The organism is Coprococcus eutactus, assembly GCF_025149915.1.
GTDB classification, from domain to species: Bacteria; Bacillota; Clostridia; order Lachnospirales; family Lachnospiraceae; genus Coprococcus; species Coprococcus eutactus.
In genome coordinates, this window is record NZ_CP102278.1 from 2,034,766 (window position 1) to 2,047,565 (window position 12,800).

Consider the following 12,800-nt stretch of genomic DNA (forward strand, 5'->3'; position numbering starts at 1 on the left):
ACACTCCCACTACGACTTAATCAGCAGCACGCATCTCCATTATCCTGTCAAGAAGCATGTCTGCACACTCTTCCTTTGACATCATTGGCAGTTCCCTGATCTCGTCGTTTGTTATAAGAGTGAGAACGTTGGTGTCCACACCAAATCCCGCTCCCGCGACCTTTAAATTATTTGCCGCTATCAAATCTATATGTTTAGAATCGATCTTTTTTCTGGAATTCTCAACAAGATCCCTCGTCTCCATCGAAAAACCGCATATGATCTGATCCTTTATCCCCTCTTCCATTCTCTGGGTTCCAAGTGCCAGGAGTATATCCTTTGTTCTGCAAAGAGGTATACTCATGTCACCATCCTTTTTCTTTATCTTATGCTCGGCAACCTCCGCTGGTCTATAGTCAGCCACAGCGGCAGCCTTAATGATAACATCCTGCTCCCTGCTTCTTGACATAACCGCCTCATACATATCCTGAGCTGATGTTATGTCGACCACATTTACAAACCTTGGTGGCTCTATCTCCACTTTGCCTGTGACAAGAGTGACATCCGCCCCCCTCAGCATCGCCTGCCTTGCTATGGCGTATCCCATCTTGCCCGTTGAATGGTTGGTAATATATCTCACAGGATCAATCGCCTCCCTGGTAGGTCCCGCCGTAACCAACAGTTTCACGCCTGCCATATCCTTTTCCTTTGCAATTGCCTTCAATATATAATCCTGCAACACCTCCGGATCGGGGAGTTTCCCCTTTCCGGTGTCGCCACATGCAAGATATCCACAAGCGGATTCAACTATCTCATATCCATATGATGCAAGCTTTTTGATATTGTCCTGCACTATTGGATTCTCTATCATTCCGGTATTCATGGCCGGTGCTATTATCTTCGGACACTTTGCTGGCATGATGGTCGTGCTGAGCATGTCGTCAGCTATTCCGCTGGCTATCTTGCCTATGATATTCGCCGATGCCGGAGCTACCATGAATACATCCGCACGCTTTGCGAGCGCCACATGTTCAACATTGAACTGAAAATTCCTGTCAAACGTATCCACAAGACACTTGTTTCCAGTAAGTGTCTCAAATGTAATAGGATTGATAAAATTGGTGGCATTTTCTGTCATTATGACATGAACGTCCGCATGTTTTTTCACCAACATACTGGCAAGATTTGCTATCTTATATGCCGCAATACTTCCCGTAACTCCGAGAACGACCGTCTTTCCTTTTAACATTTTATAACTCCTCTATAAAGTTATCTATAAGTCTCGCCTTGCCAAACTTCACTGCCATGGCACAGAGTACATGTCCCTCTGCTTTCTCGATGGACTGCATGGTATCCATGTTTACCATCTCTACATAGTCTATTGTGGCAAGCGGCTCTGCTGATATAAGCTCCTTCATAGCTCCAACTATCTTTGCAGCTTCGCGCTCACCGTCAGCGATCATCTGCTGTCCAAGCTTTACTGCCTTACTGAGAACAACTGCAGCCTTTCTCTCTTCGGCTGTCAGATATATATTCCTTGAGCTCTTCGCAAGTCCGTCAGCCTCCCTGATTATAGGGCATCCAACTATCTCTATATCAAAGTTCAGATCCTTCACCATTCTCATGATGATGGCGAGCTGCTGTGCATCCTTCTGTCCAAAATATGCTCTGTCTGGTGTCACTATGTTGAAAAGCTTACCTACAACTGTGCACACACCCTTGAAATGTATAGGTCTTGTAAGACCACAGAGCGCATTTGGAAGACCTGTCATATTTATGAACGAAACAAATCCATCAGCATACATCTCCTCAGGTTCAGGATTGAAGATTATATCTGCACCTGTAGCCTCACAGAGCTTTGCATCAGCCTCAAGATCTCTTGGGTAACTCTCAAGGTCCTCATTTGGTCCAAACTGAATAGGATTTACAAATACGCTCACAACCGTTCTGTCATTCTGCTCAACAGACTTTTTGATAAGGCTCTGATGTCCCTCGTGGAGATATCCCATTGTAGGTACAAGACCAACTGTGAGTCCCTGCTTCTTCCATTCCTTTACCTGTGCTCTAACTTCATCTATCTTCTTCAAAATAATCATGACACTTTCTCCTGTTCTTTAGTATAACTTCTCTATAACTTCATCGTCTATCTTGTATGTGTGCTCCGGTCCTGGGAATGTTCCGGCATTTATCTCATCGATGTATGCCTTTACAGCTCCTCTCATGGCATCGCCCACATTTGCAAACTGCTTTACAAACTTTGGAACGAAGTCTGAGAACATACCAAACATATCCTGATTTACGAGGACCTGTCCATCGCAGTATCTTCCTGCGCCTATTCCTATAGTAGGAATACTTATGCTCTCTGTTACGATCTTTGCAAGCTTCTCTGGAACGCACTCAAGCACAAGCATATATGCGCCCGCTGCCTCGACAGCTTTTGCGTCCTCTATGAGTTTCTTTGCCGCAGCCTCAGTCTTACCCTGAACCTTGAATCCGCCAAATGCATTGATAGACTGTGGCGTGAGTCCCAAATGTGCACATACTGGTATGCTCGCCTTCACTATAGCACTTATCTGAGGACACATATCCTGACCGCCCTCAAGCTTTACCGCTCCGGCACGACCTTCCTTCATGATCCTTCCAGCATTTACAACAGCATCATAGACACTTGCCTGATAAGACATAAATGGCATGTCTGTTACAACCAGAGCATTCTTTGCTCCCCTGGCAACCGCCGCACTGTGGTGGATCATATCATCAACTGTGACTGATATCGTATCCTCATAGCCGAGGATCGTGTTGCCTAATGAATCTCCCACCAGTATCGTGTTGACACCGCATTCATCCAGTATCTTTGCTGTGGTGTAATCATATGCAGTGATCATGGATATCTTCTTGTCTGTACCTTTCATCTGCATAAGTGTCGTCGTTGTGTTCTTCATAACTTTAATTCTCCTATTCCGTCCAAAATCTGTATCAAATCCTCATAATCTCTGTCCGGATGTTTTTTCTGTGCAACCGGTACAAGGCATCTAGAAACCGCAGTGTAAGCCTGCAGTTCATCGCCGGAAAGTACCGCCATGTGCTTTTTCACAGTTCCAATGTCGCACCGTTCTACCGGCCCGGTCAGACTGTCTGCCGGGCCCTTTGCTGCAGCATTTTCCGCATTCCCGAGAAACAATGGCATGATCGCCATCTGTGCTTCCTCCTCAGAAAATCCGCACTGTCTCAGAAGCTCCTGTGATGTGGCGAGAAGCCCCGTCACAAGATTGCTGGCAAATACGGCCGCACTGTGATATTTCACCTTATCCTTTCCTGATATCTTCACACATCTGTTTCCGAGGGTCTCTATCACTGAGCATATACGGTCCGCATATCTGTCATCTCCCTCAACGGTGAAAAATGAATTGTCCACTTCTTTATAGGATTCGTACTTTGAACTTATTGCATACATAGGATGAATCGAATAACCAAAGGCTCCCGCCTCCGTTATACCTGAGAAAATATCTGATGTCATAGCCCCGCTGGCATGACAAATGATCTTGCCACGTATGTCAAGATCTTTTAGTCTCCTCCAGACTTCTCCTATCTGTCCATCTGGAACAGTAAGAAAGATAACTTCACTGTTACTGCAAAGTTCTTCCAAGCTATTGTACATAACGGTCTCGGTAAATTCTGCTGCGTCCGCTGCGCTCTCACTGTGGGCACTATAATAACCACTAACCTCAAGCTGAATATGTTCAGGCTTTGAAACAACCATCTTTGTGGTTATATATTTGCCAAATGTGAATCCTACTTTCCCAGCTCCAATAAATCCAATCCTCATACAATCACCTGCTTATATACATCTCTTCAGTATCTGTAAAGTATATGTATTCCTCTGTCTGGCAGAATAAAGTTCAGGTATAGTTTCTTTCGAATACCATCCATTCCACATACTAACATTACCTTTTTTAAAAGTAAAGAAACAAAATCTTACTTAAACTTCTCTATTACCTCTTCATTTGCCTTCATTGCTGCCTTCTCCATATCCTTGCGCTCCTGCATAAGTCTGAGCTTTACAGACTCATTGTTTACTCCAATGATCTGAAGTGCAAGATATGCCGCATTCTTGCTTCCGTTTATTGCTACTGTTGCAACAGGGATTCCAGATGGCATCTGCACTATTGACAGAAGCGCATCCATTCCGTCTAATGTTGCCCCTGAGAGAGGTACACCGATTACAGGAAGCACTGTCTGTGAAGCAACCACTCCGGGAAGTGCTGCTGCCATTCCCGCTGCCGCAATGATAACCTCTGTACCATTGTTATTTGCCTCCTCTATGAACTCCGAAAGGCCTGCATGTGCCCTGTGGGCTGACAGACATCTGACATCCACCTCAACACCATAATCTTTGAGTATTGCTACTGCTGGTTCTACCTTTGGAAGATCACTTGTCGATCCCATGATTATTGCTGCTCTCATTCTTCTTTTCCTCTTTTCTTTTAGTTTATGATTTATATTTTGTTGTCATCATTGCTGATGTTACTGACTGTTAAGATACTGGTCTATCATCTCACTAGATGTCTGATAATCCCCGGATGCTACAAACTCTTTGAGCGCGGTAAAAAATTCTGTATCTATATCACCGTACTGGTATCTGTCGAGTTCGCTGACAAGGCTTTCCACAGGTTCTCTGTCACCTGCCCTCAGAAAAGCTCTTAGTTCTTTAAGTTTTCCCTTGTTGATGCCGTCACGGTATTCCTTCTCCTCTGGCTTAATAACATGGTTTATCTTCGCCATATATTTATCTATCTGTTTGAAGAAATCGTTCATCATCGCGACGAAATCGCGGGTGTTATCTCTGGCGTACTGCTGATTTCCTATATTTATGGCTGATTCCAGGTTGGCAGCCTTTCTCTCAATACCGTAGGCTCCTAGGTTTGCACTGCTGCTCTTGATATCATGAATGATATTTTTGTAGCGTCTGACATCGTCATCTATATACGTTCTGAGCATCTGGACTTCCTCCTGATACTCCTCCTTGTAATTTTTTACAAATGTGTTGAACGTCCTGAAGCTTCCGCCCATTACTCTGACAGTATCCTCAACCGCGATGAATCTTCTGAGGATAACAGCATCCTCAATATAATTCATGTCATCCCCATTCTGGGTAAGGTCTGTATTCTTCTCCTTGACCTTATCCTCCGAAACGTAGTTTCTCAGCATCGCCTCTGCCTGGTCAAGCTCTATCGGTTTCACTATGATATCATTGAATCCCGATGTGAGTATCTCCTCCCTTGATGTCTCAACCGTGTTGGCCGAAAGTGCAACGATAGGCATTTTCTTAAACTCTTCGCCGTCTAGATTCCTTATCTCCCTCACTGTATCGATACCATCCATGACTGGCATTACTGTGTCGATGAACACAACGTCATATCCATTCACCATGACCTTGTCAAGTGCGTCGAATCCCGATGTCGCAGTATCACAATCAAGTCCGTAAGTATCAAATATGGTCTTTTCCACCTGAAGACTTATCTCTGAATCATCAACGATAAGAATCTTTGCATCAGGCAGCCACAGATGTGAGTTTGCATTTCTTCTGGCCATCTCTTTACGTTTTCTCTCATTGTAGTTGACATAACTATAATCAAATACCGACTGCCTCACGCTGAACCTTATGGTTGTACCGGCTCCATATATACTCTCGACATTTATCTCTCCGTCAAGCAGTCTTACTAGCTCCTTCGCAATAGCAAGTCCAAGACTCACCCTGAACATTCCTATGTCTGATCTCTCATACGAATCATCAAGCTCAAACATCGTATCAAGTCTCTCTTCTTTTACTCCAAGTCCAGTATCTGATATCTTGAAGTCAAGGTATATTTCATCATGATCCTGGTCAAATATGCTGGATATCTCCGTCACTGGCTCGTCTATGTATTCCATATACTCCTCATTATCGGCAGTCTCCGGTGTATGATCATCATTTTCAGCATTTCTGGCCATGTGCCAATCCACATCTATACTTATATATCCCTCTTTTGTCGTGCTGGCAGACCATGCAAATATATCCTCTATTATCTCCTTGATAGCTTGCATATCTCCTATGAGACCATTAGGTATCTTGTCCTCGATGCTAACCTTCAGATCTATAAGATCCCTGTTGATCATTCCGCCAAGTTCTTCCGATAGCTCCTCTATGAGATCAGATGCAAAATACTGCTTAAATTCAGGATCAATGATATCATCCTTAAGGTTTGACAGCTTTGATATTCCATCTGACATATCAAGTATCTCCCGTCCAGCTGAGTAAAGTCTGCTGTACTGTATATACTCATCGCTATGGGTATCCTGACAGCCGCGCATGGCTATCTCTGATATGGATATAATATTGTTGAGCGGTGCCCTTATCTCGTGATTGAGATAGTTTACATAACCATTCTTCGCCTGATTAGATTTCTCAGCCTCCTCACTTTTCTTGCTAAGTTCCTCCACCTGCTCATTCTGCTTTCTGAGCGTTCTGAATATGCTTCTCGCAACCACCACTCCGATCAGTATAAGGAGAAGTATGAGTATAATGCCCAGCATCTTTGCCAGGTTTGTCTCAAAGAATCCAAGTTCTTTGTCTATGACAAATGTCAGTGGCTGCTCACATTCGACTCCATCAGCATTGTTTGCCGTGAGGACAAATTTGTATGTTCCCCCCTCAAGATTGGTATACTCAACCTCCATCTTGTCTGTTCCCGTGAGGGTTCTCTTCTCACTCTCAAATCCCTCAAGATAGTAATTTACATTTATATCTGCTCTGTTAACATAACTGAGGACAGAAAATTTTATGGTTATTCTGTTCGTATTCTTTGGAACATCTATCTGTCCATCAAGGTCAGATACCGGATAATCCTTTCCATCAACCTCAACAGATGCCACCCTTACTTTCGGTGCCACCGAGTTCACATACTCTGACTCCAGATTAATCTTGCACAATCCCTCATCACAGCACACATATACAGTGCCTGAATTAGACACATAGTTGGTTGACTTCTCTGTTATATTGGAAATTATGCCATCGTTCTTGGAGAAGCTGATATATTCAGGGGACGCACTACTCAATATGTCCTTTTCATAATATCTGTACATTCCCCTTGATCCGAATATCCACAGATATCCAGCAGAATCCAGGATCATATCATATATGCTGTTGGTATTGTCGACCGTAGTTATCTGTCTTACCGCACCTTCCCTGTAATAAAGTCCATTATCAGTTCCTATCCATAGTCCACTGCTTCCCTCAACCATGTTTGTCACTACACTCATCTTCTGATTGTCATCGAGTGCCATATTTGTCACTCTGTAATCTGAATTGATGATGTAGATACCGGCACCGTTGGATCCAGCGTATAGGTCTCCATTATCAGACACATAAAGACTTATGATATCCGGATTGTCCAGTCCATCCATTCTTGATATATTATTGATCGTTTCATCCGAGCCTATTATGGATATTCCGTTCTCCGTGCCAACCGCAACACTGTCAGGCCCCATCTCCGTTATACAGTTGACAGAATTGCTCACAAGAGCAGACTCACTCCTGTTGAAGCTCTTGTACTGCCAATTACGGTCAACTCTTATAACTCCATATATCTTGTATGTTGCTATCCACAGCTTATCGCTTGAATCCACATACAGGTCTCGTATACTTATACCGTATAATTGAGCCACAAGCTCATTATCACTTCCGGACACTATCCTGCCATTTGAGTCGACAACATACAGTCCCTCATCAGTTCCTATAAATATACTGCCATTGTAACTGGTTACGCAGTTGACTATAGAGCTATCTATGCCATACTTCATAGTCACATTCTGGAATTTACTCTGTTCAAGAAACAACAGTCCCTTTCTATAGGAAGTGAACCAATAATTACCCTCAAAATCCTTTATCATATCGCTCATGGATTCGTTGAATCTAAGGCTCTCCACATTGACTATCTTATTCCCGGAGGTGATGTAACCCACTCCGTCATCCGCAAGAATCCATATCTTCTCACCGTCATTATATATCTTGTTTATACCGTGCAGGCTTCCTGTGCTGATGACACCGACCTTGCCCTTGCTATTTATCGTCAATATACTGTATCCGGCTGATCCGTAATATCTCGTACCATTCTCATCAATGTACAGCGAGTTGATATCATCTATGCCATAACTCGACTTTGAGGTAACTGTTATCTCACCATTCTCATCAACCCTTATCAGCACATCATTATTTGCCGTGGCATAGATAGTTCCGTCATACCCAGATATGTTTCCGATATTGTATCCTGATATTCCTTCATCATCAACCATTTTCACACCGTCACTGGTGAGATAATATATGCCTGATGAGGATGCAAGCCATAACTGGTCCTTATCATCCTCATACATGGCATTTATCGTAGAAACGCCGAGGTTGTAAGTCTCCGCAACACGATTAAATGCACCGTTGTCATAGACGTACAGACCATAGTTGTCAGTTCCCACATACAACTTGTCATCACTTGTGAGATATATGCAATTTATTGAATACTTTGTTCCGTCCTCATCGGAGTCCAATGGAAACAGTGTAAATTCGCTGCCATCGTATCTGTATATTCCGTTGTCTGTTCCGATCCATATGTAGCCACTGGTGGACTGACATACACAGTTTGCCTCTCCACTGTCAAAGCCCTCGTCCCCGGCAAATGTATGCTGGCTATAATCCGATGTGAAATCGCTGTCTGCACGCACCATTTGCCGTGGCAGCATTATAACTGCCACGGCAAATGCGATTGCAAATATTCTTACTATATTAAGCCTTCTTTTTAGCTGGTCTCTCATTTATTCCTCCGGAAAAATACAGAGAATACCGCATTTTCTGAATTCATATGCATCATTCGTTGCTATGCATTTTTCAGAAATGCCACATATCCCTTCTTTGTCTCGTAAATATCCGCCTTCGATGTCACTTCCCATGGTGCATGCATATTCAGCACAGCGACACCGCAGTCTATGACTTCCATACCGTAAAGTGAAAGTATATATGCTATAGTTCCGCCTCCGCCGACATCGACCTTTCCAAGCTCTGCTGTCTGATATGTTATCTCATCATCATCCATTAGCTTTCTGATTGCTGCCATGTATTCTGCATTTGCATCATTTGATCCCGACTTTCCTCTTGATCCAGTGAACTTGTTGAACACCATTCCCTCTCCAAATACAGCTGCATTTTTCTTGTCAAATGCCGACTCAAATGTAGGATCAAAGCCCGCAGATACATCTGATGAAAGCATTCTTGACGATGCAAGACATCTTCTGAGGGATATTTCAGAAAATCCCCCCATGGCATTCATGATCTCTGCAACTGTATTCTCAAAGAAGTGTGACTGCATTCCAGTTGCACCGACACTTCCTATCTCCTCCTTGTCCGTCAGGAGACAGCAGGTAGTCTTCTCTGGTAAATCAGCCTCAAACATCGCGACAAGTGATGTGTATGCACACACTCTGTCATCCTGTCCGTAAGCCATGATCATGCTCTCATCTATACCGCAATTTCTTGCCTTTCCAGCAGGAACGATTTCTAGCTCCGCTGAGAGGAAGTCCTCCTCCTTCATGTCGTATTTCTTCTCAAGCAGATCAAGGACTGCAGCCTTGACAGCCTCCTTCTCCTTGCCCTCAACCGGTCTGCTTGCAAAGAGTATATCAAGCTGCTCTCCTTCTATAACAGAATCTGCTCTCTTCTTGAGCTGCTCCTGTGAGAGGTGTATAAGAAGATCTGTAACACAGAATACCGGATCATTCTTGTCCTCGCCTATGTTTACAGTCAGTACATCGCCATTTGTCTTTGCCACAACTCCATGTATAGCCAGAGGAAGTGTCACCCACTGATACTTTTTGATTCCGCCATAGTAGTGTGTGTCAAGATAAGCAAAGCCGCCCTTCTCGTAAAGTGGGTTCTGCTTGACGTCCATACGAGGGGAATCAATGTGGGCTCCCAATATATTCATACCCTTTTCGAGTTTTTTCTTTCCTATGTTGAACATCGCTACAGTCTTGTTCATCCAGACCGCATACACTTTATCGCCAGCCTCAAGCTTCTCTTTGTTCTTGATTATCTTCTTGAGATCTTTGTAACCGTTTTCCTCAGCCTGACTGACTATCTCCTTGACACATTCTCTCTCAGTCTTGCCATTGTCAAGAAATTCCCTGTAGTTTTTGCAGAGACTCTCAAGTTCCTTTATCTCTTCTTTCTTGTACTTACTCCATGCATTTTTCTGTGCCATATTTCTTACCTCCTGTAATTTGAGCACTAGCGCAATTCTATACGCGTTTCCGGCGCATAACACTAGCTGCCGGGGCGTCCCCCCTCACTCACTGTATGCGTCAGTGTCTATATTATTTTCGCTCATTTTCATTGTGTATCTTCTCATAAGAATGAGCATAGCTCCAAGAATCATTAAATAAATTATATATACTGCAATCGACGGTATCCATGTAAATCTGAACAGAAGATATCCCGCCGCGCAAAATACAATCGCTATCACGATTGCTATTGCCATATTAAAAAACGCATTAAGATTGCCTCTGAGTGCTCCATACTCGTCCTCCCAGTCGATCTTTGGATGAGTCGAGTCCAGCAAAACTCCCGTGTATGTGCATATGCCCACACACAGTACGCCTATCACTATATAATACACACTATCCACGAAACTGCAATCCATGTATATGCTCAATATTACCGTACTGATAATTATTGTTATACCGCTAAACAGCATGCTTATCCACACTTTCACACGAACCTGCGTCCTGTAAGCCATAGGTATATGCTTGATAAATGATATGTGGCTGCCTTCCCTTGTGAACGATGTCGATGCTATGCTATTCATCGCCGTGGCAAAGAACGCAATGATCGTCACCACTATCAAAACTATCACATCTGACAAAAAATATCCCGTTTCAAATGTAGCCCTGAACTCTCTGATAGAGTCCGCTGTAGCAGGTATATTAAACAGAGCGATTATAAGTATCGGCCAGATTATGTTTACTACTACACAATATTTTCTGTATGCAGGCGTTCTGACAAGAGTCTTAAATTCCTTGTCAAGATATGCCTTAAATGGTGTTCTGATTGCAAAGCTCTCAAGCCCCTCTTTCTCCCTGCGTCTACGTCCGGATCTTCTGGATGAAGATACCAAATATACTCCCTTCAGATAAAGTGCGTTTCCCAAAACCAATAGAAGTGCTACGCACAGTGCATTCACCAGGATAAACAAAAACATGTAAACTATGCTGTCTTCCTGGAGAGCCTTAATGAACAGAGGAACCGTGAAGAACACTCTGTTCATGATATTTATAAATATATTGTCTCCATTTTTCAGGCTATCTATGTAATTATTTATATTTACCGAATCCATCTGTGCAAACGACCACACAAATAGTCCGGCAAACACCAGTATCGCGAGCCCAACCATAAAATCAACATTTTTTAAAAGCTTTGCCCTGCTAAAAAACGCCATAATGATCAGTGAAAATACTCCGCAGTACACAAGTGGAAGCACTGGCAAAAGGAACACTCCTATAATGGACGTGAGAACGGACACCGGTTTCAGTTCAGCTGCAATAAAGTAACCTATAAAGCCACAGAATAAAACCATGAACTCCATGACACTCTCTGCAAAATAGGCATGTGTGAACTTTGCTGCAACAAGCTCCGCAGGCTTCACTGGCAGTGGAAGCAAATGGTCAAGGTCTGACGAAAAATACAGCAGATTAAATATGACCATTATGCTGAATATAACTCCAAATACAGACATAAGCTGTATGACAAGATTCAATCCCTCGGTCTGCCCACCGGCCTCCATAAGCGCCGCAGTCATAATATACACTATGAATCCCACAACCAGACAGCACGGTATCATGATACAGCACATGGCAATTATTCCCATGACTTTATAGCCCTTTGCCTTATCTCCGTGTTCAGGCATCTCCATATCATTGTTGCGGCTTATCATCTTAAGCAGAGTTCTAAAATTCTTCATGCGTCATCTCCACAAAAATCTCCTCAAGAGATTTATTCTTATGCTGATTCTCAAGTTCCTCAAGAGTTCCCTGATATATATCCTTTCCCTTGCGTATCATTATGATCTTATCACAGAGCTTCTCTGCGACCTCAAGCACATGCGTGGAAAAGAAAACACAGTTGCCAGCATCTGCATGTTCTCTCATCATCTTCTTCAGTTCATAGGCAGCATTCGGATCAAGCCCTGTCATCGGTTCATCAAGTATCCACACCGGTGGATTGTGTACCAGGGCTGCTATGACCATCATCTTCTGTCTCATTCCATGGGAATAACTGACCATCTGTCTATTCAGGCTGTCCTCCATTCCGAATCTCTCAGCCATCTGCTCAATCCTTGCCTTCCTGTCAGACACCGATACCCCATATATATCTGCGATGAAATTTACATACTCAAGTCCTGTAAGGCGAAGGAAAATATCAGGATTGTCAGCTATGTATCCCATGGACTGTTTCGCCTCCATCGGCTTCTCCCTCATGTCATAGCCATTTATCACAACTCTGCCCTCGGTTGGCATAAGTATTCCTGTCAGCATCTTGATCGTGGTTGTCTTACCTGCACCATTCTGTCCGACAAATCCAACAATCTCTCCCTTGTTTATATGGAAGCTGAGATCATCAACCGATACAAAATCCCCTCCATACACTTTCTTCAACCCTTCCGCTTTTATCATGTATGTAACCCTTTCATTTTATATATTCTTCTTATATATTATGCATATCTCAGGGGACATATCAGATTACT

The 12,800-nt window shown here is 43.3% G+C and carries 9 protein-coding genes; all 9 read right to left on the bottom strand.

What is annotated here, in order from left to right; translation table 11 throughout:
• Positions 1 to 16 precede the first annotated feature (16 nt).
• Positions 17 to 1,228, bottom strand: a complete 1,212-nt coding sequence (coaBC, locus tag NQ536_RS08880) for a bifunctional phosphopantothenoylcysteine decarboxylase/phosphopantothenate--cysteine ligase CoaBC (RefSeq protein WP_004849083.1) — start codon at positions 1,226 to 1,228, stop codon at positions 17 to 19.
• Between the two features lies 1 nt (position 1,229).
• Positions 1,230 to 2,075, bottom strand: a complete 846-nt coding sequence (panC, locus tag NQ536_RS08885; protein WP_004849084.1) for a pantoate--beta-alanine ligase — start codon at positions 2,073 to 2,075, stop codon at positions 1,230 to 1,232.
• An 18-nt stretch (positions 2,076 to 2,093) separates the two neighbouring features.
• Positions 2,094 to 2,921: a 3-methyl-2-oxobutanoate hydroxymethyltransferase gene (gene panB / locus NQ536_RS08890; RefSeq protein WP_004849086.1), complete on the bottom strand. Its 828-nt coding sequence runs from the start codon at positions 2,919 to 2,921 to the stop codon at positions 2,094 to 2,096.
• The gene (locus NQ536_RS08895; RefSeq protein WP_004849087.1) at positions 2,918 to 3,805 is read right to left on the bottom strand and encodes a Rossmann-like and DUF2520 domain-containing protein; all 888 of its coding nucleotides are present in this window, start codon (positions 3,803 to 3,805) and stop codon (positions 2,918 to 2,920) included. Before NQ536_RS08895 ends, panB begins: the two co-directional genes overlap by 4 nt.
• A 149-nt stretch (positions 3,806 to 3,954) precedes the next feature.
• Complete coding sequence (gene purE / locus NQ536_RS08900) at positions 3,955 to 4,443, bottom strand: 5-(carboxyamino)imidazole ribonucleotide mutase (protein WP_004849089.1); 489 nt, start codon at positions 4,441 to 4,443, stop codon at positions 3,955 to 3,957.
• Positions 4,444 to 4,503: 60 nt separating this feature from the next.
• A complete protein-coding gene (locus NQ536_RS08905; protein ID WP_004849091.1) occupies positions 4,504 to 8,820 on the bottom strand; it encodes a response regulator in 4,317 nt (1,438 codons plus the stop codon).
• 62 nt (positions 8,821 to 8,882) lie between these two features.
• On the bottom strand, positions 8,883 to 10,262 hold the full coding sequence (locus NQ536_RS08910) for an aminopeptidase (protein WP_022059541.1): 1,380 nt from the start codon (positions 10,260 to 10,262) through the stop codon (positions 8,883 to 8,885).
• Between the two features lie 84 nt (positions 10,263 to 10,346).
• Entirely contained in the window at positions 10,347 to 12,017 is a 1,671-nt protein-coding gene (locus NQ536_RS08915; protein ID WP_004849095.1) for a hypothetical protein, read from the bottom strand.
• A complete protein-coding gene (locus tag NQ536_RS08920; protein ID WP_004849097.1) occupies positions 12,004 to 12,729 on the bottom strand; it encodes an ABC transporter ATP-binding protein in 726 nt (241 codons plus the stop codon). Before NQ536_RS08920 ends, NQ536_RS08915 begins: the two co-directional genes overlap by 14 nt.
• Positions 12,730 to 12,800: the final 71 nt, after the last annotated feature.

Coding starts and splice junctions, on each gene's coding strand:
- coaBC (WP_004849083.1), bottom strand. CDS start 1,228: ATGTTAAAAGGAAAGACGGTCGTTCTCGGAGTTACGGGAAGTATTGCG.
- panC (WP_004849084.1), bottom strand. CDS start 2,075: ATGATTATTTTGAAGAAGATAGATGAAGTTAGAGCACAGGTAAAGGAA.
- panB (WP_004849086.1), bottom strand. CDS start 2,921: ATGAAGAACACAACGACGACACTTATGCAGATGAAAGGTACAGACAAG.
- NQ536_RS08895 (WP_004849087.1), bottom strand. CDS start 3,805: ATGAGGATTGGATTTATTGGAGCTGGGAAAGTAGGATTCACATTTGGC.
- purE (WP_004849089.1), bottom strand. CDS start 4,443: ATGAGAGCAGCAATAATCATGGGATCGACAAGTGATCTTCCAAAGGTA.
- NQ536_RS08905 (WP_004849091.1), bottom strand. CDS start 8,820: ATGAGAGACCAGCTAAAAAGAAGGCTTAATATAGTAAGAATATTTGCA.
- NQ536_RS08910 (WP_022059541.1), bottom strand. CDS start 10,262: ATGGCACAGAAAAATGCATGGAGTAAGTACAAGAAAGAAGAGATAAAG.
- NQ536_RS08915 (WP_004849095.1), bottom strand. CDS start 12,017: ATGAAGAATTTTAGAACTCTGCTTAAGATGATAAGCCGCAACAATGAT.
- NQ536_RS08920 (WP_004849097.1), bottom strand. CDS start 12,729: ATGATAAAAGCGGAAGGGTTGAAGAAAGTGTATGGAGGGGATTTTGTA.